The sequence below is a fragment of the Kineococcus sp. AC630 genome (assembly GCF_979255925.1).
In genome coordinates this window covers 226,789-250,497 of record NZ_CEEDMJ010000001.1, presented here as the reverse complement: position 1 = coordinate 250,497, position 23,709 = coordinate 226,789, and the positions used below count along the sequence as shown (strand labels likewise).

Annotated in this window: 23 protein-coding genes and 1 riboswitch; of the genes, 16 read left to right on the top strand and 7 right to left on the bottom strand. The window is 73.4% G+C overall.

Going from position 1 to position 23,709, the window contains the following annotated elements; all coding sequences use genetic code 11:
• Positions 1-72: 72 nt before the first annotated feature.
• A riboswitch (SAM riboswitch) is annotated at positions 73-165 on the top strand.
• Positions 166-344: 179 nt separating this feature from the next.
• Genes AC0I8G_RS01185 through AC0I8G_RS01160 form a run of 6 tightly spaced genes read left to right on the top strand, consistent with a single transcriptional unit; the run spans position 345 to position 7,107 of the window.
• Positions 345-1,940 carry an ABC transporter substrate-binding protein gene (locus tag AC0I8G_RS01185; protein ID WP_471728336.1) on the top strand — a complete coding sequence of 532 codons (1,596 nt, stop codon included), beginning with the start codon at positions 345-347 and terminating at the stop codon, positions 1,938-1,940.
• Positions 1,937-2,956: an ABC transporter permease gene (locus tag AC0I8G_RS01180; RefSeq protein WP_471728335.1), complete on the top strand. Its 1,020-nt coding sequence runs from the start codon at positions 1,937-1,939 to the stop codon at positions 2,954-2,956. Before AC0I8G_RS01185 ends, AC0I8G_RS01180 begins: the two co-directional genes overlap by 4 nt.
• A gap of 38 nt (positions 2,957-2,994) precedes the next feature.
• Positions 2,995-3,843: an ABC transporter permease gene (locus AC0I8G_RS01175; RefSeq protein ID WP_471728441.1), complete on the top strand. Its 849-nt coding sequence runs from the start codon at positions 2,995-2,997 to the stop codon at positions 3,841-3,843.
• Entirely contained in the window at positions 3,840-5,477 is a 1,638-nt protein-coding gene (locus tag AC0I8G_RS01170; protein ID WP_471728334.1) for a dipeptide ABC transporter ATP-binding protein, read from the top strand. Before AC0I8G_RS01175 ends, AC0I8G_RS01170 begins: the two co-directional genes overlap by 4 nt.
• The gene (locus AC0I8G_RS01165; RefSeq protein WP_471728333.1) at positions 5,474-5,971 is read left to right on the top strand and encodes a GNAT family N-acetyltransferase; all 498 of its coding nucleotides are present in this window, start codon (positions 5,474-5,476) and stop codon (positions 5,969-5,971) included. Before AC0I8G_RS01170 ends, AC0I8G_RS01165 begins: the two co-directional genes overlap by 4 nt.
• Complete coding sequence (locus AC0I8G_RS01160; RefSeq protein ID WP_471728332.1) at positions 5,968-7,107, top strand: LLM class flavin-dependent oxidoreductase; 1,140 nt, start codon at positions 5,968-5,970, stop codon at positions 7,105-7,107. Before AC0I8G_RS01165 ends, AC0I8G_RS01160 begins: the two co-directional genes overlap by 4 nt.
• An 11-nt stretch (positions 7,108-7,118) precedes the next feature.
• Here AC0I8G_RS01160 and ypfJ read toward each other — a convergent pair whose 3' ends face one another.
• Positions 7,119-8,024 (bottom strand): KPN_02809 family neutral zinc metallopeptidase, encoded by a 906-nt coding sequence (gene ypfJ, locus AC0I8G_RS01155; RefSeq protein WP_471728331.1) that lies wholly within the window; start codon positions 8,022-8,024, stop codon positions 7,119-7,121.
• A gap of 335 nt (positions 8,025-8,359) precedes the next feature.
• Complete coding sequence (locus AC0I8G_RS01150) at positions 8,360-9,544, bottom strand: aminotransferase class I/II-fold pyridoxal phosphate-dependent enzyme (RefSeq protein WP_471728330.1); 1,185 nt, start codon at positions 9,542-9,544, stop codon at positions 8,360-8,362.
• Between the two features lie 129 nt (positions 9,545-9,673).
• On the opposite strand from AC0I8G_RS01150, the gene AC0I8G_RS01145 reads away from it, so the two are divergent.
• The 4 genes from AC0I8G_RS01145 to AC0I8G_RS01130 are packed head-to-tail and all read left to right on the top strand — an operon-like array spanning position 9,674 to position 13,318.
• Positions 9,674-10,321: a hypothetical protein gene (locus AC0I8G_RS01145; RefSeq protein ID WP_471728329.1), complete on the top strand. Its 648-nt coding sequence runs from the start codon at positions 9,674-9,676 to the stop codon at positions 10,319-10,321.
• Positions 10,322-10,362: 41 nt separating this feature from the next.
• Positions 10,363-11,439 carry a glycosyltransferase family 1 protein gene (locus tag AC0I8G_RS01140; protein ID WP_471728328.1) on the top strand — a complete coding sequence of 359 codons (1,077 nt, stop codon included), beginning with the start codon at positions 10,363-10,365 and terminating at the stop codon, positions 11,437-11,439.
• Positions 11,436-12,416: a glycosyltransferase gene (locus AC0I8G_RS01135; protein WP_471728327.1), complete on the top strand. Its 981-nt coding sequence runs from the start codon at positions 11,436-11,438 to the stop codon at positions 12,414-12,416. The genes AC0I8G_RS01140 and AC0I8G_RS01135 overlap by 4 nt, the downstream gene beginning before the upstream one ends.
• Positions 12,413-13,318 (top strand): glycosyltransferase family 2 protein, encoded by a 906-nt coding sequence (locus tag AC0I8G_RS01130; RefSeq protein WP_471728326.1) that lies wholly within the window; start codon positions 12,413-12,415, stop codon positions 13,316-13,318. Before AC0I8G_RS01135 ends, AC0I8G_RS01130 begins: the two co-directional genes overlap by 4 nt.
• On the opposite strand, the gene AC0I8G_RS01125 is transcribed toward AC0I8G_RS01130, so the two are convergent.
• Entirely contained in the window at positions 13,240-14,460 is a 1,221-nt protein-coding gene (locus AC0I8G_RS01125) for a glycosyltransferase (protein ID WP_471728325.1), read from the bottom strand. The two genes, AC0I8G_RS01130 and AC0I8G_RS01125, sit on opposite strands and share 79 nt — an antisense overlap.
• Positions 14,461-14,534: 74 nt before the next feature.
• Here AC0I8G_RS01125 and AC0I8G_RS01120 point away from each other — a divergent pair, with 74 nt between their 5' ends.
• Genes AC0I8G_RS01120 through AC0I8G_RS01110 form a run of 3 tightly spaced genes read left to right on the top strand, consistent with a single transcriptional unit; the run spans position 14,535 to position 17,697 of the window.
• Complete coding sequence (locus tag AC0I8G_RS01120) at positions 14,535-15,431, top strand: WcbI family polysaccharide biosynthesis putative acetyltransferase (RefSeq protein ID WP_471728324.1); 897 nt, start codon at positions 14,535-14,537, stop codon at positions 15,429-15,431.
• Entirely contained in the window at positions 15,428-16,429 is a 1,002-nt protein-coding gene (locus AC0I8G_RS01115; protein WP_471728323.1) for a glycosyltransferase family protein, read from the top strand. The genes AC0I8G_RS01120 and AC0I8G_RS01115 overlap by 4 nt, the downstream gene beginning before the upstream one ends.
• Positions 16,426-17,697, top strand: coding sequence for a glycosyltransferase (locus AC0I8G_RS01110; protein ID WP_471728322.1), 1,272 nt, complete (start codon positions 16,426-16,428; stop codon positions 17,695-17,697). Before AC0I8G_RS01115 ends, AC0I8G_RS01110 begins: the two co-directional genes overlap by 4 nt.
• On the opposite strand, the gene AC0I8G_RS01105 is transcribed toward AC0I8G_RS01110, so the two are convergent.
• The gene (locus AC0I8G_RS01105; protein WP_471728321.1) at positions 17,640-18,512 is read right to left on the bottom strand and encodes an FkbM family methyltransferase; all 873 of its coding nucleotides are present in this window, start codon (positions 18,510-18,512) and stop codon (positions 17,640-17,642) included. The genes AC0I8G_RS01110 and AC0I8G_RS01105 overlap by 58 nt on opposite strands.
• Before the next feature lie 152 nt (positions 18,513-18,664).
• The gene (locus tag AC0I8G_RS01100) at positions 18,665-18,877 is read right to left on the bottom strand and encodes a hypothetical protein (protein WP_380161148.1); all 213 of its coding nucleotides are present in this window, start codon (positions 18,875-18,877) and stop codon (positions 18,665-18,667) included.
• 224 nt (positions 18,878-19,101) lie between these two features.
• On the opposite strand from AC0I8G_RS01100, the gene AC0I8G_RS01095 reads away from it, so the two are divergent.
• The 3 genes from AC0I8G_RS01095 to AC0I8G_RS01085 are packed head-to-tail and all read left to right on the top strand — an operon-like array spanning position 19,102 to position 22,219.
• Positions 19,102-20,427, top strand: a complete 1,326-nt coding sequence (locus tag AC0I8G_RS01095) for an ABC transporter substrate-binding protein (RefSeq protein ID WP_471728320.1) — start codon at positions 19,102-19,104, stop codon at positions 20,425-20,427.
• The gene (locus AC0I8G_RS01090; protein ID WP_471728319.1) at positions 20,424-21,347 is read left to right on the top strand and encodes a carbohydrate ABC transporter permease; all 924 of its coding nucleotides are present in this window, start codon (positions 20,424-20,426) and stop codon (positions 21,345-21,347) included. Before AC0I8G_RS01095 ends, AC0I8G_RS01090 begins: the two co-directional genes overlap by 4 nt.
• Entirely contained in the window at positions 21,344-22,219 is an 876-nt protein-coding gene (locus AC0I8G_RS01085) for a carbohydrate ABC transporter permease (RefSeq protein ID WP_471728318.1), read from the top strand. Before AC0I8G_RS01090 ends, AC0I8G_RS01085 begins: the two co-directional genes overlap by 4 nt.
• Positions 22,220-22,248: 29 nt before the next feature.
• Here AC0I8G_RS01085 and AC0I8G_RS01080 read toward each other — a convergent pair whose 3' ends face one another.
• Both AC0I8G_RS01080 and AC0I8G_RS01075 read right to left on the bottom strand, forming a co-directional pair.
• Positions 22,249-23,259, bottom strand: a complete 1,011-nt coding sequence (locus tag AC0I8G_RS01080; protein ID WP_471728317.1) for a polysaccharide deacetylase family protein — start codon at positions 23,257-23,259, stop codon at positions 22,249-22,251.
• Positions 23,260-23,283: 24 nt separating this feature from the next.
• Positions 23,284-23,682 carry an OsmC family protein gene (locus tag AC0I8G_RS01075; RefSeq protein WP_471728316.1) on the bottom strand — a complete coding sequence of 133 codons (399 nt, stop codon included), beginning with the start codon at positions 23,680-23,682 and terminating at the stop codon, positions 23,284-23,286.
• Positions 23,683-23,709: the final 27 nt, after the last annotated feature.

Sequence of the window (23,709 nt, the reverse complement as noted above, 5' to 3'; positions counted from 1 at the left end):
TCGGCCCGGGTTCCCGCCGACCCGGCCGGGCGGGTTGAGATTCCGGCAGGGGGTCCCTATGATTCCTGCAGAACACCATCCAGAGCGGCTGAGAGACCTGGCTCGACGACGTCGCAGCAACCCCCCGGCAACGGGCGCGGGTGCTTCCGCCAGGAACGATGGAGGAGCGCAGTGAACAAGACGTCCCACGTCGCCGTCCTGAGGCGCATCGTCGACTTCTGCCTCACCGGTTCCACCGGCTGTCGCTGACCCAGCACCCCCGCTGACCGGGAACGTGCCGGTCACCCCGCGTCCCCGCCGCAGGCCGGACGTGTCTTCGACGTACCCCTCAGCCTGGAGAACCCTTGCGCACCCGCACGCCCTTGTCCGCCGTCGCCCTCGTCGCGTTGTTCGCCCTCACCGCCTGCGGTGGCGGGAGCCAGGACGACGGCAGTGCCGCCGCCGACGGTGAACCCGTCGCCGGCGGGAACCTCACCTTCGCCATCCAGGTCGACTCCGGCTGCATCGACCCGCAGCAGGTCGGCAACAACGACGCCCTGAACGTCGGTCGCCAGCTCGTCGACTCCCTCACGGTCCAGGACCTCGACGGTCAGGTCCAGCCGTGGCTGGCCCAGAGCTGGGAGGTCAGCCCCGACGCGAGGACGTTCACGTTCCACCTGCGTGAGGGCGCCACGTTCTCCGACGGGACGCCGCTCGACTCCGCGGCGGTCAAGGCGAACCTCGACGGCATCGTCGCGCTCGGGGCGAAGGCGTCGTTGGCCTCGGCCTACCTCGCGGGCTACACCGGGACGCAGACGCCGGACGCGCGAACGGCCGTCGTGACGTTCTCGCAGCCGAGCGCACAGTTCCTGCAGGCGACGTCGACGATGAGCCTCGGTCTGCTCTCCGTCGCCACGACCACCGCGGATCCCGCGACTCGTTGCGACGGAACGACTCTCGTCGGATCCGGTCCCTTCGTGGTCGGGAAGTACACGAAGGACAGCGAGGTCGTGCTGAAGAAGCGCACCGGCTACGCCTGGGCCCCGACGGGTTCGAAGCACAGTGGTGACGCCTACCTCGACACGATCACCTACCAGGTGGTCCCCGAGGCGAGCGTGCGCACCGGGTCGCTGCAGTCGGGTCAGATCGACGCGACGACGGCGATCTCCGCGCAGGACCTCCCGCAGTTCGACGGCGGCGGTTTCTGGACCGAACGTCGCGCGAACCCGGGCATCCCCTACAACTTCTTCCCCAACGAGTCGCGGCCGGTCTTCCAGGACGAACGCGTCCGCCAGGCCCTGTCGAAGGCCATCGACCGCGAACAACTGGCGAGCATCCTCAACCCGGGTGACGTGGCCGTGACGTCGGCGCTCTCGGCGTCCACCCCGGACGCACCCGACGACTCCGACGTCCTCGCCCACGACGTCGCCGGGGCCAACGCCCTCCTCGACCAGGCCGGCTGGACGAAGGGTGCGGACGGGATCCGCGCGAAGGACGGCCAGGAGCTCTCCTTCACGATCACCTTCTGGCAGCCCACCTCGGCGGTGCTGGAACTCGTGCAGCAGCAGGTGCGCGAGGTCGGGATCGACCTGCAGTTGAAGCAGGGCACGACGGCCGAGACGACGGCGCAGCAGAACTCCGGCGACTACGACGCGATCTTCTACAACCTGACCCGCTCCGACCCGGACGTCGCCCGCACGATCTTCTCCACCGAGGCGCGCAACGTGAACCACCGCGCGCACAGCGAGGTGGACGACCTGCTGACCCGGCAGGCCGCGACGACCGACCCCGCGCAGCGCGCGGACCTCGTGGCCCAGGCGTCGAAGCTCCTCCTGACCCAGGCCCACTCGATCCCGCTCGTCGAACTCTCCACCGTCATCGCCGCGAGCGACGACGTGCACGACCTGCAGTTCGAGGGTTCCTCCCGGTTGTGGTTCTACGACGCCTGGAAGACCTCGTGAACCTCGGGCTCGTGGGCTACGTGGGCCGCCGTCTCGGTCAGGCCGTGCTGGTCCTGTGGGCGGCGTTCACCGTGACGTTCGTCATCCTCTACCTGCTCCCGAGCGACCCGGTCTCGATCATGCTCGCCGGTGGTCAGGGCGGGGAGCAGGCCGCGGTCGACCCCGCCCAGGCGGCGGCGTTGCGCGCCGAGTACGGACTCGACGACCCGTTGCCCGTGCAGTACGTCCACGCGCTCTGGCGCACGCTGCACCTGGACCTCGGGAACTCGATCCAGAACGGCGCACCGGTGTCGACGTCGATCGCGGACGCGTTGCCGCAGACGGCCCTGCTCGCCGCCTCGGCCTTCGTGGTCGCCCTCGTCCTGGGGGTCGGGATCGCCTTCCTCTCGACCTGGACGCGCTGGGGCTGGGTGCGGACGCTGCTGCTCGCCCTGCCCCCGCTGGGGGTCTCGCTGCCGACGTTCTGGGTCGGGCTGCTGCTCATCCAGGTGTTCTCGTTCCGGATCCCGGTCTTCCCCGCGCTGGGCAACCGGGGGGTCTCCAGCCTCGTCCTGCCGGCCGTCACGCTGGCGATCCCGGTCTCGGCCTCCATCGCGCAGGTCCTCGCCCGGGGTCTGCGGACGGCCCTGGCCGAACCGTACGTCGAGACCGCCCGGGCCAAGGGCGCGTCCCGGGCCCGGGTGCACCTGCGCCACGCGTTCCGCAACGCCACCATCCCGGCGCTCACCATCGGCGGGGTCGTCGTGGGGAACCTGCTCGCGGGGGCCGTCGTGGTCGAGACCGTGTTCTCCCGGGTCGGGATCGGGCGGCTGACGGTGACCGCCGTCAACGGTCAGGACATCCCGCTCGTGCAGGGCCTGGTCCTGCTGGCCGCGACGGTGTTCGTGGTCACCAACCTGGTCGTCGACCTCCTCTACCCGGTGCTCGACCCCCGCATCCGGGTGATCGGTGCCGCGCGCGCCTCGAAGCGCCGGGACCGCACCGCGGACCGCGTCGTCGTGGGGGCCGGCACGTGAGCCGGCCCGCACCCGAGGACGTCCTCGACGTCCTCGACATCGACGTCCGCTACCGCAGACCGGTCAGACCCCGGCGCGGGGTCCCGAGCCGGCTGCGCCGTCCCGACGTGGTGCTCGCCGGCCTGGTCCTCCTGCTGGTGCTGCTCTGGGCGGTGGTCCCGGACCTCTTCACCGCGCAGAGCCCGATCGACGGCGTTCCCGCCGACCGGTTGCAGGGACCCTCCGCGGCCCACCTGTTCGGCACCGACCACCTCGGCCGGGACCTGTTCTCCCGGGTCGTCCACGGCTCGCGGTTGACGTTGCAGGCGACGGTGCTGGCCGTCCTCATCGGACTCCTCGTCGGCACGCTGGTCGGGCTGGTCTCGGGCTTCGTGCGCGGTGTCGTCGACGACGTGCTCATGCGGGTCATGGACGTGCTGCTGTCCATCCCGGCGCTGCTGCTGTCGATGGCCCTCATCACCGCACTGGGTTTCGGCACGACCAAGGTGGCGATCGCCGTGGGCATCGGGACGGTCGCGAACTTCGCCCGGGTCATGCGCTCGGAGGTGCTGAAGGTCGGCTCCGCGGTCTACGTCGAGGCGGCCCGGGCCGGTGGCGTCCGGACGACGGGTGTGCTCTTCCGGCACGTGCTGCCCAACGCCGCGGGCCCCGTCCTGGCGCTGTCGGCGCTCGAGTTCGGGGTCGCCGTCCTCGCCGTCTCGTCGCTGAGCTTCCTGGGGTTCGGGGCGCCCCCGCCCGCCCCCGAGTGGGGTTCGCTCGTGTCCGGCGGGCGCGACTACCTGGCGACCTCGTGGTGGCTGACGACGTTGCCCGGTCTGGTGGTGGCGGCCGTCGTGCTGTCCGCCAACCGCATCGCCCGGGCCCTGGAGAAGGGAAACGCCGCGTGAACGCTCCGCTGCTGCAGGTGCAGGACCTCCGGATCTCCTACACCGGCCGGGCCGGGAGGAAGGAGGTCGTGCACGGCGTCTCGTTCGACGTCCACCCCGGTGAGGTCGTCGCGGTCGTGGGGGAGTCCGGGTCCGGCAAGAGCACCACGGCGCACGCCGTCGTGGGGCTGCTGGCGGGCAACGGGTCGGTCGACGCCGGTTCCGTCCTGCTCGAGGGCGACGAACTCGTGGGTCTGAGCGACACCGCCTGGCGGCGGGTCCGCGGCGCGCGCATCGGCCTGGTCCCGCAGGACCCGACGCTGTCGCTGAACCCCGTGAAGCGCATCGGCGACCAGGTCGCCGAGGCGCTGCACGTGCACGGGCTGGCCAGGGGGGCCGCCGCCCGGGTGCGCGCGGTGGACCTGCTGACCGCGGCCGGCCTGCCCGACGCCGCGCTCCGCGCGAGGCAGTACCCGAGCGAACTCTCCGGCGGGATGCGCCAGCGCGTCCTCATCGCGATCGGGCTCGCGGCCGGGCCCCGGTTGCTCGTCGCCGACGAACCCACCAGCGCCCTCGACGTCACCGTCCAGCGACACGTCCTCGACCACCTCGAGGACCTCACCCGCGAGGCCGGCACCGCCGTGCTGTTCATCACCCACGACCTGGCGGTGGCCGCCGACCGGGCCACGCGCGTCGTGGTGATGTCCGAGGGCGAGGTCGTCGAGGTCGGGACCGCCCACCAGGTGCTCACCCGACCGCGGCACGCCTACACCCGGCAGTTGCTCGCCAGCGCACCCAGCCTGTCCAGCGCCCGCATCACCGCCCGACCCCGCGAGCGCACCGCGCCGCCGGCACCGCGACCGGCGGAACCGCTCGTCCGGGTGCGGAACCTGGTGAAGGAGTTCCCGCTGCCGGGCCGGGGCAACGCCCAGACCGCCGTCTCCGACGTCAGCTTCGACGTCGGCCGGGGTGAGACGGTCGGGCTGGTGGGGGAGTCCGGCTCGGGCAAGACCACCACCGCCCGCCTCGTCCTGGGCCTGGAACGTCCCACGACGGGCGAGGTCCTGTTCGACGGGAGGCCGACCGCCGGCCTGCGGGGCTCGGCCTGGCGCGAGCTGCGACGGCGGATGCAGCTCGTCTACCAGAACCCCTACGCCTCGCTCGATCCTCGCGTCGCCGTGGGGGAGACCGTCGCGGAGCCCTTGCGCGCGTTCGGCATCGGGAACGGGGCCTCGCGACGACGACGCGCGGTGGAGCTGCTCGACCAGGTGCGGTTGCCGGCGGACGTCCTCGAACGGCGGCCCGCGGAACTCTCCGGCGGGCAGCGGCAGCGCGTCGCCATCGCGCGGGCCCTCGCGCTGGAGCCTGAGTTCGTGGTGTGCGACGAACCCGTCTCCGCGCTCGACGTCTCCGTCCAGGCGCAGATCCTGGAACTCCTCGTGCAGCTGCAGGCCGACCACGGGCTGAGCTACTTGTTCATCTCCCACGACCTGGCCGTCGTCCGCCAGGTCTGCGACCGGGTCGGGGTGATGCGCCGGGGTGAACTCGTCGAGTTCGCCACCTCCGAGGAGGTGTTCTCCGCACCGCGGCACCCGTACACGGTCGAACTGCTGGAGGCCATCCCCGGCCGACGGGCCCTGGAGGACGTGTCGTGACCGCCGAACCCGTGGACCTGCTGGTCCGGATCGTCGGACCGCACGACGACCTCGCGCGGCCGCTCTTCGACGACCTGGCCCGGGAGTACGGGACCCGCTACGGCGGGACCCCCGACCAGGTCCGGCAGGAGCTCGAGCGCTACCCGGCGCGCGAGTTCGAGGAACCCCACGGCGTCCTGCTCCTGCTGCTCGAGGACGGCGATCCCGTCGCCGGCGGTGCCTACCGCCGCTACGACGATCGGACCGCCGAGCTGAAACGGATCTGGACCCACCCGGCGCAGCGTCGGCGGGGGCTCGCCCGTCGGGTCCTCGTGGAACTCGAACGCCGGGCCGTCGCGGCGGGCTACCGCCGCACCTACCTCACGACCGGACCGCGCCAGCCCGAGGCGAAGCACCTGTACCTGACCACGGGCTACCGGCCGCTGTTCGACGTCGCGGTGGACCCCGAGACCATCGGCCCCCTGGCCTTCGAGAAGGATCTGAGCACCCCGTGAAGTTCCTCGTGATGTCCCTCATCGGCACCAGCGGTGACGCCGCCGGTGGGAGGTCCACCTCGCCGCGCCAGCGCTTCCGCGAGGTGGTCGAGACCGCGGAGTTCACCGAGCAGCTCGGTCTCGACGCCTTCGGGGTGGGGGAGCGGCACTCCCCGGAGTTCCTGTCCTCCGCCCCGACCGTCGTGCTGGCCCACCTGGCGGCCCGGACGTCGAGCATCCGGCTCTTCACCACGGTGACCGTCCTGAGCTTGCTCGACCCCGTCCGGGTCGCGGAGGACTACGCCACCCTCGACCACCTCTCCGACGGGCGGTTTGAGATGATCATCGGCAAGGGCAACGACGCCCACCAGTCGGAGCTGTTCGGGTTCGGGCTCGCCGACCAGTGGGACCGCAACCGGGAGAACTACGAGCTCCTGCGCCGGTTGTGGCGGGAGGAGGGGGTCGACTGGTCGGGGCGCTACCGTCCGGACCTGCGCGGGGCGACGACCTACCCGCGGCCCCTCGACGGGCCGCTGCGGGTCTGGCACGGTTCGGCGTCCAGCCGGGAGTCCACCGAACTCGCGGCCCGCTTCGGCGAACCGCTGTTCTCGGCCAACGCCTTCCACCCGCAGGCCAAGTACGCCGACCTCATCGCGCACTACCGGCAGCGCTTCGCCGAGCACGGTCACGACCCCGCCCGGGCCCTCGTCGGCGCCGGTTCGGGGGGCGTGCACCTGGCCAGGACCTCCCAGGAGGCCCTCGAGCGGTTCCGGCCCCTGTGGGAGGGGTACATGGCGACCCCTGCGGCGGCGCACAACAGGTCCCCGTTCGCCTCCCTCGAGGACGCGGTCGAGCGCGGGCCGAACCTCGTCGGATCCCCGGAGCAGGTCGTCGACAAGATCGGGAACTACCACGGGGCGTTCGGTCACGAACTCCTCGCGATCGGGGTGGACGGCCAGGGCCTGCCCGTCTCCGAGCAGCGGGCGACGTTGGAACTCTTCGCGACCGAGGTCGCCCCGGTGGTGCGCCGAGACTTCCCCAGCCGGGCCTGGGCGGACTTCCCGCGGCCCGCGGGCGGCGCCGTGCGGGGCCTCGCCGAACACGAACACGAGCACGAGGAGACGGACCTCGTGGGAGCCGTGACCCTCCCCGGGTGAGGCCCCTCGGCTCAGAGCGTCGACGCGGCGAACGTGTCGCACTGCGCCGGGTCCCCACCCCGGAACCCCGTGGTGAACCAGCGTTGCCGCTGCTCCGAGGTGCCGTGCGTGTAGGAGCCGGGGTCGGTGCTGCCGTCGCCGAGGTTCGTCTGGATGAAGTCGTCGCCGATGCGTCCCGCCGTGTCCAGGGCGCGGGCGACGTCGTCGTCGGTGAGTTCCTCGATGAGCGGGCCGCCCGAGTCGTCCGGCACCGTCGTCGCGTGGTTCGCCCACGTCCCCGCGTAGCAGTCCGCCTGCAGCTCCAGCCGGACGCTGCCGCTGTCCGGCCCGCTCACCCCGGCCTGGACGGAGTCGCTGGTGCCCAGCAGGTCCTGCACGTGGTGCCCGTACTCGTGGGCGAGGACGTAGGCGTTCACGAACGTCCCGCCCTCGGCGCCGAACCGGGTCCGCAGCTCGTCGAAGAAGGACAGGTCCACGTAGACGAGCCGGTCGGCCGGGCAGTAGAACGGACCGGTCCCCGACGAGGCCGCCCCGCAGCCCGTCGAGACGGACCCGGAGAAGAACACGGTGTCGGTCTCGGTGTAGTTGCCGCCCAGCACCCCGCCCCAGTACGTCTGGATCGAGTCGATGTCGGCGACGAGGGCGCACTCCTCCTTCTGGTTCGCGTCCTCGCCGGTGCGGCAGGACGCCGCGAGCTCGGACCCGGCGGCGCTCTGGCCCGACCCGAGCCCGTCCAGCACGCCCCCGAACTGCGACGGCGAGTCGCCCTGCCCGCCGAGGACCTGGAACAGGACGAGGACGAGGACACCCACGATCCCCAGCCCGCCACCGCCGAGGGCGACGGCCCGCCCGCCCCCGCCGCCGCGGCGGTCCTGCACGTTGCCGGTGTCGAGGCGGGCGTCGCCGCGGTACCTCACGGGAGCATCACAGGGTTCGTCACGGGATCGAGCATGCTGTGCCCCCGCGCGGCGCACCACTCCAGAGGTGTTCGTCGCGTTCCGTGACTGGGCTGGTACGCAGGAGCGTTCGGCCTGCGGCAGAGCCGAAGTCGTCCTACCGTTCGGTGACCACGCCCGACCGCACCAGTGGAGAACGATGCTGACGATCCCGCCCCCGCCGGACCCCGGGAGGGCCGTGCGGCGTGCGTTGCTCCTCGCCGAACGCGAGGCGGCAGCCCGGCGACGTCGGGTGCGCGGGACCCAGCCCCGGCGGTTCCCGGTCCCGCCCCTCGGCAGGGGTCTGGACCCGGTGGTCAGGAGGCGTCGCCGAGGAGACCCAGGAACCGTCCCAGTCGGCTGATGCCCTCGCGGAGTTCTTCGCGCGAGGCGGCGTAGGACAACCGGACGTGGGTCTCGGCGGTCGCCTCCCCGAAGTCGCGACCCGGCGTCAGCGCGACGTGCGCCCGCTGCAGGGCCTGCTCGCAGAACTCCCAGGCGCCCAGGCCGGTCCCGCTGACGTCGAAGTAGACGTAGAACGCGCCGTCGGGTTCGACGGGGACGGGGAGCCCGATCCCGGCCAGCCCGGTCAGCACGATCCGGCGGCGCTCCCCGAGCTCGAGGCGGCGCTCCTCGCACAGGGCCAGGGTCTCCGGGGTGAAGCAGGCGAGCGCCGCCTGCTGCGCGGGTGCGGAGGCGCAGAGGAAGTAGTTCATCGCGAGCTTCTCGACCGCGGGGACGAGCCCGGCCGGCAGGACCGCCCAGCCCAGCCGCCAACCGGTCATGCCGAAGTACTTGGAGAAGCTGTTGACGACGATCGCGTCCGGGTCGACCGAGAGCACCGTGCGCGGCGCCGCGCCGTCGGGCGCCGGGTCGGAGAGGTCGAGGTAGATCTCGTCGACGATCCGCCAGGCCCCCCGGGCCCGCGCCTGCCCGCAGATCTCGCTCAACTGCGCGAAGGGGACGGACGTCCCCGTCGGGTTGGACGGTGTGGCGACCATGACGCTGCGGGTGCGCTCGGTCCACGCCCGCTCGACGCCGCCGGGGTCGAGCTGGTAGCGCGACGCCGCGGTGGTGGGCACCGTGACGACGACCCCGCCGAAGGTCTCCACCATCTGCCGGTTGCAGGGGTAGGACGGGTCGGCCATCACGACCTCGGACCCCGGGTCGGTCGTCGCGGCCAGCACCAGCAGCAGGGCGCTGGACGCGCCGGAGGTGACGACGATCCGCGCGGGGTCCACCTCGACGCCGTGCCGGTCCCGGTAGAAGCCCGCGATCGCCCGGCGCAGCGCGGGAGAACCCATCGACGGGGTGTAGGGGAGAGGACGGCCGTCCATCACCTGCCGCATGGCTTCGCGCACGGCCGGCGGGGCCCCGAAGTCCGGTTCCCCGATGCTGAGCCGCACCACGTGGTGGCCCTGCGCCTCGAGGACCGCCGCCTGCTCGCCGAAGGCCAGGGCGTGGAACGGCTGGACGGTCTGGGCGCGTTGCGCGAGTTGCACTGGTTCCCCTCGAGCCGCGGACTGGTGGCGCGAGGCTACCGCCCGCCCCGTCCCCGGCCCGTCCTACGCGCGCTGCCGGACGCGTGAGTCGTGGGTGCGGCCGCTCCGGGCTGAGGCTAGGTTGACGTCGTGCCGATCCGGATCCCGCCGACCTACCGCGCGGCCTGGGTTCCCTTCCGCGAGGCCGGGCCACGGGACGCCGCCGCGGACGTCGCGATCGCCTGGGTCGAGCAGCGCAGCGCCGAGTCCGGTGCGCGGAGCCTGCTCGTGACCAACGACAAGGTCACCGTGACGGTCAACCAGCGTCTGCTCGCCTTCGCCCGGCGGCACACCGCGGCGACGCCGCGGATGAGCACGGGCGGGGCCCGCGGGGTGCCGGTCCTCGCCTACTGCCCCGACCTGGCCGCCCTGCACCTGGCCGTCCAGCGGGCCCACGGCGCGTCGCTGGTCGTCGTCGAGGGTGCCGCGGGACAGCTGCGCGGCTGGGCCTCGGTGGTGGCGCCGCTGGACCTCGGCGACCCCGCAGCACCCGCCGGGCGCACCGAACCCGCCGACGAGCCGTGGCTGGACACCGTCGCGCTGCTCGCCTCCGAGGAGCACGGTCTGCTCGCGGCGGCGGAGCACACCCTCGCGGTCCTGGAGCGCATCGCCCCGGAGCGCCGGACCCTGCTGCCGACGGCGCTCCTCGCGCACGGCGTGACGCTGCACCACGTCCGCCGCATCAGCAAGCTGATCGACGCCCTGTCCTCCTCTCCCGCACCCTGCCGCACCGCCTGACGAGCTCGCGCGAGCGCCCGGGAACCCGCACCATGACTGCCGTGGAGATCAACGAGGGGACGACCGCGCGGGCCGTCCGGGTGCTGCACGTCCCGGGTGGGCACGGTTACGTCGCCAACGTGCAGGACGCACGGGTCCCGGACGTCACCGTGGTACCGGAACCCGCGCCGTCGGGCGCGTGGGCCCCGTCGCGGGCGCTCGACGCCGCGTGGGTGGTCGGGCACGCCGCGGAGTTCGACGTCCTGCACCTGCACTTCGGGTTCGAGTCGCGCACCCCGGCGCAACTCCAGGACCTGGTGGACGCGCTGCGGGGTGCCGGGAAGGCCCTCGTCCTCACCGTGCACGACCTGGAGAACCCGCACCTCCTGGACCAGTCCGGGTACCACCGCCTGCTCGACGTCCTGGTCCCGGCCGCCGACGGCCTCCTCACGTTGACACCCGGTGCGGCGCAGGCGGTCCAGGACCGGTGGGGTCGCACGCCGGTGGTCGTCCCGCACCCGCACCTCGCGCCGCCGGAACGCATCGGGAACCCGCGCCCCGCCCACCCCGCACCCGTCGTCGGGCTGCACCTCAAGAGCCTGCGGGCGAACCTGCTGGCCCTGCCCGCGGTGCGGACGCTGGCCGACGCGGTGGCCCGGGTGCCCGGGGCCCGGCTGCGCGTCGACGTCCACGACGAGGCGCTGCGCCCCGACTTCCCCCGCCACGACGCGGAACTCACGGCGTGGTTGCGGTCCGCCGCGGAGCAGGGACGCGTCGACCTGAGGGTGCACGGACGCTTCGACGACGAGGAACTCCTCGACTACCTGCTGGACCTCGACGTCTCGGTCGTCGCCTACGGCCACGGGACCCACTCGGGCTGGCTGGAACTCTGCCACGACCTCGGGACCGCCGTCCTGGCCGGCCGAGCGGGTTTCCTCGCCGAGCAGCACCCGCTGGAACAGGTGGACCTGCACGACGTGGAGTCCGTGCTGACGGGGTTGCGGCGCGCTCTCGCGGGCGTTCCCGGGGCCACCGCGGCGGGTCGGTCGGCGCAGCGGCTGGAGATCGCACGCGCGCACCGGGACCTCTACCGGACCGTCCGGGAGCGCGTCGCGGGTGGGGTCGGGGTGACGCGGTGATCGGCTGGTACGCCCACCACCAGGGTTCCGGCCACGTGCAGCGGCTGCGGGCCGTCGCCGGGCACCTGCGCACGCCGGTGACGGCGCTCTCCTCGGCCCCTCGGCCGGCGGACTGGGACGGGGGGTGGGTGCAGCTCGAGCAGGACGACACCGAACCCCTCGACCGCAGCCGCGTCGACGCCGGGGGGCGGTTGCACTGGGTTCCCGCGCACCACCCGGGGTTGGCCGCGCGCACCGCCCGCATCGCGACGTGGATCGCGACGACCCGGCCGGCGCTCGTGGTCGTCGACGTCTCCGTCGAGGTGACGCTGCTGGCCCGGCTGTGCGGGGTCCCCGTCGTCGTGGCGGCGATGCTGGGGGACCGTGACGACCCCGCGCACCGGCTGGGCCGCGACGTCGCCCGGGCCCTGCTGGCCCCGTGGCCGGAACCCGCGGACCCGGCCCCGAGGTCGGGGACCCCGGTCGTGCACGTGGGCGCGTTCTCGCGCTTCGACGGGCGCCCCACCGTCGAACCCGTTCCGGGCACCGTGCTCGTCCTCTGGGGCAGCGGAGGCCGCGACGTCAGCGACGACGACTTCCGGCGCGCCCGCGAGGCGACGCCGGGCTGGACCTGGGAGTACCTCGTCCCCGGTCGTGGGGACCGGCCGGTCGACGTCTGGGACGCGTTGCAGCGCAACGAGGTCGTCGTCGTCCACGGTGGTCACAACGCGGTGGCCGAGGTCGCGGCCGCGCGCCGGCCGGCCGTCGTCGTGGCCCAGGAACGTCCCTTCGGTGAACAGCGCCGCCGGGCGGCACTCCTGCGCGCCGAAGGGATCACGGCCCTCGACGAGTGGCCGGAACCCCGAGCGTGGCCGGAACTCCTGGTCGAGGCCCGCGCCGTCGGCGCGGAACCCTGGAAGCGCTGGGCGCCCGGCGACGGGGCGGCCCGTGCGGCGCGGTTCCTCGACGACCTCGCGGACCGAGAGGGTGGCGCGTGAGCGCCACCGCCGTCCTCACCATCGTCGCGGGTCGCCACGACCACCTCCGCGGTCAGCTGATCGGGTTGCAGCGCAGCACCTCCACGCCGCGCTGGCACGTCGTCGCGGCCATGGGCGACCCGGCCGTGCGCGAGGTCGTCGCCGAGTTCGACCGGCCGGGGACCTGCGAGGTCGTCGTCGTCGACGTCCCCGTCGGACCGGACGGGGAACTCCCGCTGGCCCGGGCGCGGAACGCCGCCGCGGACGAGGCCGTCCGTCGGGGAGCGGAACTCCTGGTCCTGCTCGACGTCGACTGCGTCCCGGCGCCCCACACCCTCGCCGCCTACGAACGGGCGGTCGCCCACGGCGCAGCCGACGCGGGGCCCGCGCTGTGGTGCGGAACCGTCGCCTACCTCCCGCCCGGTGTCGTGGTGCGGTCCGTCCGCGACCTCGAAGGCCTCTCCGCCGCAGCCGATCCGCACCCGGCGCGACCCGTCCCGGCGGCCGGTGAGGTCGTCCTCGCCGACGAGTCGCAGTGGTGGTTGTTCTGGTCCCTCTCCTTCGCCACGACGGCAGCGGACTGGCGCCGGTTCGGGGGTTTCTGCGAGGAGTTCCGCGGCTACGGCGGTGAGGACACCGACGTCGCCGCGACGGTGCGGTCGATGGGCGGCGCGCTGCACTGGGTGGGTGGGGCGCAGGCGTACCACCAGCACCACCCCACGCAGCGACCACCGGTCCAGCACCTGGAGGCCGTCCTGCGCAACGCCGCGGTGTTCCACCGGCGGTGGGGGTGGTTCCCGATGGGGGGCTGGCTGGCGGAGTTCCAGGAGAGGGGACTGGCCGCCTACGACGCGGCGACCTCGACCTGGTCCTCGACCCCGCCCTCGGAGGTGTCCGACCAGCGTCCGAGCACCCGCGCGTAGAGGCGCTCGTAGGCGTCGACCACCCCGTCGAAGGACAGGTGCTCCAGCGCGTGGCGCCGGACCTCACGTCGGTCCAGCCCCAGGACGTCGTCGACGGCCGCGGCCAGCGCGGCGACGTCGTCGGGCGGCACGACGCGCCCCATCGCGGTCGTCCCGCCCGGGTGCAGCACCTCACGGATCCCACCCCGGTCGAAGGCCACCACCGGCGTCCCCGACATGGCCGCCTCCGCGCAGACCAGCCCGAACGGCTCGTCCCAGACCGGGGTCACCAGGACCGCCGAGGCGTTGCCGACCGCCCCGCTGAGGTCGTGTCCGCCCAGGTGCCCCCGGTAGGTGGCGTTCGCCCCCAGCAGCGGCTCCACCTCGGCGGCGAAGTACGCGCGGTCGGCGACGGGCCCGACGAGGTCCAGGTGCCGGCCGGCGAGCGCCGCGGCCCGCAGGGCGAGGTGCGGGGCCTTCTCGGGCACGATCCGTCCGAACCAGAGGAGTCCACCGCGTCCCGGACCGAGTCGCCAGCGGCGGGGTACGACCCCGTTCGGCACGACCTGCACCGACGACACGTGCGGTGACCACTGGGCGGCGGTGAAGCCGCTGACGCAGGTGAACGCGGCCGATCCACCGCCCGCGGCCAGCGCGGACGTGAGCCACGGCGTGGGCGGGGTGTGCAGGCTCGTCACGACCGGCACCGGCAACGTGTCGGCCAGGGCGAGGGGGAGGTAGTGCAGCGAGTTGTTGTGCACGACGTCGACGTGACCGGCGTAGGTCGTGCGCAGGGCGGTCATGACGCGGAGGTGGTCGTGGTGCTCGGACATGAACTCCGCGGCCGGCATCGACGAGTCGGTGCGGGCGAGGTCGTCCGCCGCCCACGACCCACCCCCGAGGACCTCGGGCTGGACCCCCGGTGAGCCGGCGCCCGCGAAGAGGAGGACCTGGTGGCCGCGGGCACGCAACCCGTCGACGAGCGTGCCGACGAAGGACTCGAGCCCGCCCGCGTACGGTTCGGCGACCGGGTGGCGGCTCGGTCCGAGCACCGCGATCCGCAGCGGCTCCGAGGGCCCGCGCCGTGCGTGCGACGCCCGACGCGCCGGTTGGCGGGTCAGTCCTCCCGGGAACCGGTGGGAGGAGGTGTGGGTGTCGAGCACGCGACGATGACAGCACACCCGAGGCGGTTCCGCCCCCAGGGGCCCCCGGGGCCTGATGCCCCTATTGTCAACTCGTGACGAGGGAGGAGCACTACGGGGGGTTCTACGGGCTCGTGCCCCTGCCCGTCGACGACGGCCGACCGCTGGTGCTCGTCCACGGGAACTGCCAGGCGGAGTCCTTGCGTGTCCTGCTGGGGACGGCCTCCTCCCCGGTCCGCACCGTGCGGGTACCCCCGGTGCACGAGCTGACCGCCGCGGACCTGCCCCACCTGGACCGGCTGCTGGCTCACGTCGACGTCCTCGTGTCGCAACCGGTGCGGGACGACTACCGCGACCTGCCGCTCGGCACGGCGCAGCTGGCCGCCCGTGCCCCGCGCACCCCGCGGGTGGTGGTCGTACCGGTGCTGAGGTGGGCTGCGCTGCACCCGTTCCAGGTGATCGTGCGCAGTCCGGAGTCCGGTGAACCACCGGTCGTGCCCTACCACGACCTGCGTTCCCTGACGCTGGCCGCCGGGCGTCCACCGCTGCCCGAGGTCCCCTCGCCCGAGGCGGCGCGGGAGGTGCGTGCGGTGTCGGTGCGGGAACTGCAGGAGCGCTGCGCCCGGCACGGAGCGCTCGAGGTCGCGGACCTGCTGCTCGCCGCCGGCGCCCGCGCCACGCAGACGGTCAACCATCCCGGCAACGACGTCCTGCGCGGTCTGGCCGAACGGGTCCTGCGGGCCTGCGGTCTGCCCGCTGCGGTCGACGACCCGGGCCGCACCCTGCTGGACAGCGTCCACGCCCCGGTGCTGCCGGAGGTCCTGTCCGCCCTGGGGCTGGCGGGGAGCGGGCGGCCGGGCTGGACCGTGGCCGGGCGCGAAGTCGCCGACGCGGAGGTCCGCGAGGCCCACCTGCGCTGGTACTGGGAGCACCCGGGGGTGGCGGAGGCGGGGTTGGCCCGGCACGCGGAGGTCGCGGGGGTGCTGTCGTGACGGGATCCCTGGTGGCCCTGGTCGTCGGCCCGGCCGAGCACGGGGTGACGGCGGCGGCGCTGGCCCAGTGGGGGGTCCTGGGCGGCGACCCCGGCCGTCGGCTCGTGCGGCGGGTGGGACGTCCCGACCTCCCCGACGTCCTGCGGGAGCTGGACGGGGTGGGGCCCGGACCCGTCCTGGTGCACGTCACCGACCGGCTCTTCGGCCGGGACGCCGACGAGGCGGCCGCGTTCGTCGAGGGGCTGGCGTCGGCGCGGGACCTGCTGGTGACCCTGCACGACCTGCCGCAACCCAGCGACGGTCCGGTCAACCACCCCCGCCGGGCGCGGGCCTACTGGCGGATGGCGGAGGCGGCCTCCGCCGTGGTGGTGTCCAGCCGGCACGAACAGCGACTGATCGCGGCCTGCGGGGTCACCCGGGTGGCCGACGTGGTGCCGCTGCCCGTTCCGCGGTTCGCCCCCTCGCCCGCGGCGGACCCGTGGGCGCGACCCGTGGCCGTGGCCGTCCTGGGTTTCCTCTACCCCGGGAAGGGACACGAACTCGTCCTGGACGCCCTCGACGGCCTGCCCGCCGGGGTCGGGCTGTCCGCCCTCGGCCGGCCCTCCGACGGGCACGAGGACCTCGTGGCGGAACTCACCCGCCGTGCCCACGCGAAGGGACGGAGCTTCGAGGTCACCGGGTACGTGCCCGACGCGGAGCTCCCCGCGCTGCTGCGGTCCGCGGTCGTCCCGGTCGCCCCGCACGAGCACCTCTCCGCCTCGGGTTCCATCAACGCCTGGATCGGGGCCGGACGTCGTCCGCTGGTGCCGCGCAGCGACTACGTCACGGAACTGCTGGAGCGTCACCCCGACTGCGTCCGGGTCTACGACGACCTGGCGAGCGCCCTGCTCGAGGTCTGGTCGACACCGGAACTCAGCTGGGCCGGCGGCCCGGGCGGACCGACGCTGGAGGAGACCGTCCAAGAACTCCTGGCGATCGCGGACCGGTTGCCCGCGTGAGGATCCCGCTCGTCACGGTCGTGGTGCCCTACTTCGAGGACCCGCACGGTCTGGACCTCGTGCTGACCGCGCTGGAACTCCAGGACCACCCCTCCCTCGAGGTCGTGGTCGCCGACGACGGTTCCCGGGTGGAGCCGCGGCCCGGGCCACGTCCCTACCCGGTGCGGGTCGTGTCCCAGCCGGACCGGGGTTTCCGGGCCGCGGCCGCCCGCAACCTCGGGGCGGCGGCCGGTCGGGGTTCGCTGCTCTGCTTCCTCGACGCCGACACCGTGCCGGAACCCGGGTACGTCTCGGCCGTGGTGCGTGCGGTGGCCGGCGGTGCCGACCTGGTGGTGGGGCGGCGGCGCCACGCCGACCTCGCGTCGACGACACCGGGCGAGCTCCGCGACTGGTTCGCGACGGGCGCCCCGGCTCCGCGGGAGTTCCCCGAACCCGCCTGGCTGGCCGAGGCCTACGAACGCACCGACGACCTGCGCGCCGCCGGGGACGACGCGTACCGGTTCGTCATCTCCGCGGTGCTCAGCGTCACCCGGGAACTGTTCGAGGCGGTCTCCGGGTTCGAGGAGGCGTTCACCGCCTACGGGGGCGAGGACTGGGAGTTCGCGCACCGCTGCTGGGTCGCGGGCGCCGGGTTCGTGCACGCCCGCGACGCCGTGGCCTGGCACGACGGCCCCGACTTCGCCGGGCGGACCGACGAGGCGCAGGCGCGGTCCTCGCGCAACCTCGAGGGTCTGACGCTCGCCCGGTTCGTCCCCGACCCCGCGGCCCGCGGGGAGGGGTTGGTCTGGTCCCACCCCGACGTCGTCGTCACCCTCGACGACCGCGGCCGCGAACCGGCGGACGTCGTGGCGTCGGTCCGTTCGCTGCTGCGGGGTTCCGACGCAGGGGTCTGGCTGGTCTCGGGGGAGGCGGCGGACCTGCTGGACGACCCGCGCGTCCACCGCGGCCGCCCGCCGCGGGACGTGCTGCGCCGCTGCCGGTTCCGGGTCGACCTCGACGTCCCCGTGCTGCTGTCGGGGAGCACCCTGCGCGATCTCGCCGACGTGGCCCCCGCGCGGGTCGGGGAGCACCTCGTGGTCCGGCGCAGCCGGGACCTGGCCCGCGGTGAGGGGGCCGAGGTCCTCGAGGTCCCCGGCGTCACGGCGGCCGAGGCGGTCGACAGCGACCTGCAGCGGACGTGGGGCCGCGAGGAGCACCGGCGTCCCCGCCCTCACACGTCGCTGCGGACCCCGTTCGTGCCCAACGACACCCCGAGCTCGCGGCCGTAGGCCGGCACGACCTCACCGTCCACGTCGCCCCGGCCCACCAGTTCCACCAGGCAGCGCACCACCAGGTCGGGCGAGGAGTACACGTGGTGGGCGAGCAGCGCGAGGTGGGTGAGCTGTTCCGTCGAGAGTTCCCCGAGCCGGCCGAAGTCCTTGACGTAGGCGACGTCGGCCTCGAGGAGCTGCTGGTGGGTCGCGAAGATGTTGCCGTCCAGGACCGCGGGGGAGATCGGCCAGCGCTTGACGGCGGCGAAGGCGTGCGGCAGGAAACCCTGGGCGCGCAGTTCCGCGTCGACGTCGGCGAACAACGGCTGGTCCTGGTAGAGCGGGACGAAGGAGACCTCGGTGTGCACCGCGACGGCGCCGGCGAGGGTCCTCCGGCCGTTCTGGAACACCATGAGCTCCGAACCCTGGACGTCGATCTTGAGCAGGTCCAGCGGTCCGAGGTCGGGAACGTCGTCGAGTCGCGTCGTCGCGACCGGGATGCGCTCCAGCACCTGCCCGTAGCGGGCGAACTCGTTCAGGGCCGACAGGCGCACGACGTCCGGTTCGAAGAGGCTGGTCATCCCGTTCATCCAGGTGACCTTGAGCTCGTGCTCGCCACCGTCGCCCACGGCGTGCTGCAGGTAGCGCTCGTGAGGACCGGCCGCCGCGTGCAGCTTCGCCAGCGCGTCGGCCTGCGGTTCGAACCCGACGACGGTGCACAACCCCGCGGCCAGCATCGGGGCGTAGGGCGGGTCACCGTCGATGGGGTTCGCCCCGATGTCGACCACCGCCGTCCGCCGGGTCGCTGCGAGGAGCTCGATCCACGACTGCACGTTGCACCTTCCTGACGACGGCCCGGGTGGCGCCGATGTGCAGGTGAGGTTACGGGAGCAGCGCGGGCCCGCCAGGCGAAGCCCCCCACGCTCCGTGCGGGACCGTCCGGTGCGGGGAGGGCGTCACCCGGGGACCGGGTGACGCCCGCGGATCACTTCTCGTAGGTGTGCAGGGCCAGGCCGACACCGAAGAAGGTGGGGGCCCAGTGGCCGACGAAGATGCCCCAGCGGTCGGCGCGGTCGGTCCCGGCGTCCTCCGCCTGACGGGAGATCCCCCAGGCCAGGAACGAGAGGCCGATGCTCGCGAAACCGGCGGTGTAGGCCCAGTCGGACTTCACACCGGCGTCGTGCAGGTACTTGATCACAGGATTCTCCTCGTCGTCGGTGGGCACGGCGCTGACCGGGCGGGGATTCGCCCGCGCGGGCCCTACCCCGCCATCGGACCGCGAGACGGCCGGCGTCGCATCTCGAAACTCCTGTGGGTTTGACCGCGCCGCGCCGAGGGCACGCCGATACGGTGAGGCCACCCTTCCCCCCGCTGCCTCACCCAGCGAGTGCCCCAGCGCCCGCGCAGCCCCCCGGAGTCCTGATGTCGCGTTCCACCACTCCCACCCGACGGCCCACCCGACGGCCCACCCGACGGTCGGTCCTGGCCGCCGGCGCCGGCACCGCCGGTGCCCTCGGCCTCAGCGCCTGCGGCGGGTTCTCGACCGGTTCCGACGACCCGCCCTCGGGCGGGGACGACAGCACCCTGACGATGATCACGTGGGCCGGTGATGCCGAGCTCAAGGCGTTCCAGACCCTCGCGGACGGGTTCAAGGCCCAGGGCGGTCCGACCGTGAAGCTGCAGGTCGTGCCGTACTCGGAGGTCCTGACCGCCGTCGACACCGGTCTGCGCACCGACAGCCCGCCGGACCTCTTCCGGGTCAGCTACACCGACGTCGCGGCCTACCGGGCGCAGAACGTGCTGGCGGACCTGAAGGACGCGTCCAGCCTGGAGAAGTCGTTCCTCCCGGCGTTCTGGAGCGCCGTCAGCGACGACGAGGGCACGTTCGGCGTCCCGCACCACACCGACACCTCCATGGTCCTGGTGAACACCGCCGCGGTCGCCTCGGCCGGGCTCGGGACGCTGCCGAGCACGCTGGACACCGCGTGGACGTGGGAGCAGTTCCTCGACGCCGCCGGCCGGGTGCAGCCCTCGCGCGCGGACACCTACGCCTTCGCGGTGAACTGGCAGAACGCCGGGGCCTACCGCTGGCTGAACTTCGTCGACCAGGCCGGGGGCCGACTGCTGACCGAGGACCTGAAGGGCGTCGCGGCCGACGACCCCGGGATGCTGAAGGCCCTCACCCACACCCGGGACTTCTTCCGCCGGGGCCTGGTCCCGCAGGCCTCCTCCTCCCGCGGCCAGCCCGCGAGCGACCTCTTCGTGAACCAGACCGTCGCCATGGTCTTCGCCGGGGACTTCCTCCTGGAGGAGATCGACGGCGCCGGGTTCGACTACCAGGCGACGTTCCTGCCCCGCGACGTCAACGCCTCCGCCGACCTCGGCGGGAACGCCCTCGTCGCGGTCGAGGCGAGCCCGCGCAAGGACGCGGCCCTGGACTTCCTGGCCTACTGCGCGGGTGCGGAGCAGATGGGTGCGTTCTGCGCCGCCGCGACCGTCCTGCCCACCCGGACCGACGTGGACCCGGCCACCCTGGACTACACGGTCCGCCCCGACCTGATGCCGTTGTTCGTCGAGCAGGCGACCACCATCCGCGAGCAGCTCGTCCAGCAGGTCGTCGTCCCCGACTTCAGCGCGGTCAACGGGCAGCTCGCCGACCGCCTCGACGCGATCTTCCTGGGCAGCGACGACGACCGGGCAGCCCTGGCGCAGCTCGTCGCCGGGGTGCAGTCGGTCCTCACGTCGTGAGCCAGAGCGTCAGCTCGCTCGCGGTCCGGCCGGCGCACGGGCGCCGGGCGGCCGCCGTCCGGCGCTGGGGGGTCTCCTACGCGCTGCTCACGCCGGCGCTCGTCCTGTTCGGCCTGTTCGTGCTCTGGCCGTTGGTGCAGGCCGTGCGGATCTCGCTCACGAACTCGACGGGCATCGGCACCGCCGACTTCGTGGGCCTGCAGAACTACACCCGGATGGTGGGCGACCCGTCGTTCTGGCGGGCCGCGGGCAACACCGGTCTGCTGGCGCTCGTCTCGGTGCCGACGAGCATCGCGGCCGGGTTCGGCATCGCGCTGCTGCTGCGGGACCGGTTGCCGGCCCGCGGGATCTTCCGCGCGCTGTTCCTCGCCCCCTACGTGATCTCGGGGGTCGTGGTCGCGATGGCCGGGCGCTGGATCTTCGACGAGAACGTCGGCATCGTCGACCGCACCCTCTCCGGCTGGGGGTTGCCCGCCCCGGACTGGCAGTCGGGCGGGACCGCCGCGGCGGTCTCGGTGTTCGTGATGCTCTTCTGGGCGCGCACCGGACTCGTCGTGGTCCTCTACCTCAGCGCCCTGCAGGGCATCGACGGGGACCTCCTGGAGGCCGCGGAACTCGACGGGGCCTCCCGGTGGCAGCGGATCCGGTTCGTCAGCTGGCCGCTGCTGCGCCCCACCACGTTCTTCGTCACGGTCCTCATGGTGATCGAGGTGTTCCAGGTGTTCGACGTCGTGCGCGTCATGACCGGCGGTGGGCCGGCGGGAGCGACGGACATCCTCGTCACCTACGCCTACACCCAGGGTTTCCAGGCCCGACGTCAGGGCTACGGCTCCGCGATCGGGGTCGTCGTCTTCCTCGTGATCCTGCTCGCCACCCTGCTGTGGTGGCGGATCCAGGCCCGGAGCGAGGAGGAGTCGTGAGCACCTCCACGCGCACCCACGACCTGCGGGTCCAGCGCTCGGCCACGACGACCGCGCGGGGACCGGCCAAGCGGTGGCCGCGGTTCGTCGTCGTCCTCGTCCTGGCCCTGGTGTGGGTCTTCCCGCTGTACTGGATGGTCGTCACGGCCCTCTCCTCCCGCGCCGACCTCGTCGCCGGCCGCGTCTCCCTGCTGCCGCACGGCGTCGACCTCGGGGGTTTCCGCCGGGCGCTGACGGACTTCCCCGTCCTGCAGTGGTTGCAGAACTCGTTCGCGATCGCCGTGGTGGCCGTCGTGATCACCATCGTCGTGGACGTCACGGCCGGGTACGTGCTGGCCAAGCACCGGTTCCCCGGCCGCTCGGTGGTGTTCTTCCTGATCCTCGCGACCCTGATGATCCCCATCCAGACGTTGCTGATCCCGCAGTTCGACCTGGTCAACGACCTGGGCTGGATCAACTCCTACTGGGCCGTCATCGTCCCGCGGTCCGCGGAGGCCTTCGGGGTGTTCCTGGCCCGGCAGTACTTCTTGTCGCTGCCGGACGAACTGCTCGAGGCGGCGCAGCTGGACGGGGCGGGGCAGTTCCGCACGTTGTGGTCGATCGTGCTGCCGTTGTCGCGGCCGCTCATCGCGGTGCTGCTGGTCATGACGTTCATGTACCGGTGGAACGAGTTCGCCTGGCCGCTGGTCGCGTTGCGCGACCCCGACCTGTACACGTTGCCGGTGGGGTTGTCGTTCCTGCAGGGGCAGTACACGACGGACTACCCGGCGCTGATGGCCGGCGCGCTGGTCTCGATCCTGCCCGTGCTCGTCCTCTTCGGCGTCGCCCAGCGGCAGTTCGTGGCCGGCATCTCCCGCAGCGGGCTGAAGTGAACCGACCCTCCGTCCCGGCGGTCTGCACGTCAGGACGGTAGGCGTTCCAGCGTCGCGTTCGAGGTCAGCAACGGGATCCCCGCGGCCAGCACGGCGCGGTCCCCGGGCGCACCGGGGTCGTGGGGGGTACCGCCCAGCCAGGCCCACGCCGCGGGCGTCCGCCCGCAGACCTCGGTGAGCCGACGGACGGGTTCACGCACCTGTCGCTCGACGTCGTCGTCGCTCACCACGTCGGGCGACGCCGCGTGGGTGGCGGTGTGCCCGCACACCTCGTGGTCCTCGGCGAGACGGGCGAGTTCGTCCCAGGTCATGGCGAGCCGGTCCCCGGGGTGCTCGAGCACGCCGTAGTCGTGGGCCCGGGCGAACTCCTGCTGGTCGCCCGGACGCACGTCCAGGAACTCCGTGGGCGGGTAGAACCAGCCGATCAGTCCCGTCTCGGCCAGCAGCGGGGCGGCGCAGCGCACCGCGCTGGCGAAACCGTCGAAGAACGCCGCGACGATCCCCGGTCGGCCGGTGCGCCACCGTCCGGTGGCGAAGAAGTCGAGGACGTCGGTGGCGGACACGGGGTCGAAGCGGGCGGCGTAGCCCTGGAGCTCCACCCGGAACTCCTCCCGCCGCGAGAGCGGGGTGTCGTGGTAGTTCACGACGCGCAGGAGGCGCCCCCCGACGAGGGCGTCCCGGACCCGGACCGCCTCGGCGTCGCGTTCGGCCCGGGGAGGTGTCCGCCACCCCTCCGGACGCCACGCGGCCAACCGGTCCGGGACCTCGTTCCCCGCCCGGGCCCGGACGGGCCGGAACTCCAGGTCGGCGAGCACCGCGAGGGCGTCCTGCACGGTGACGTCGGGATCCGCCGCGGCCAGGACGTCCCAGACGACGCCGAGGCGACGGCCGAGGTCGACGTCGGCGTGCGCCGGGTCGTCACGACGGGGCGGGGCGGGCTGCAACCCGAGGAACATCGCCACCCCGGCCCGTTCTTCGTCCTCGGCCGCGATCGCGGCGGCGACCCGGCGGACCTCCCCGGGATCGAGCGCGTCAGACATCGAGCGCGTCAGGCGTCGAGCACGTCAGACGAGGTGCACGTCGAGGCTCGCCGCGTCGATCGTCTTCGTGAACGGGCAGATCGAGAGGGCCTGCTGCAGGACGTCGCCGGGCTCGGCGCCCGCGTCGGGGAGGGTGACCAGGAGTTCGTAGCGGGCCGAGTACCCGGGGCCGTCGTCCTGGGCCAGCGTGACCCGGGAACGCACCTGAGCACCCTCGGTGCTGCCCCCGGCGGTGCTGGTGGCGATCTTCAGGGATTCCAGCAGGCACGTGCTCAGCGCCGCGGCCATCAGCTGTTCGGGGTTCGTGGCGCCGGAGTCGTCGCTCGACGTCGCCTCGCGCACGTCGAGTTCCAGCTGACCGTCGTCGGAGCGGGCGGTTCCGGCGGACGCCGTGACGTCGGCCGTGTACAGGTCGGTGGGCATGTTCCGACGCTACGAGCCGAGGAGAGG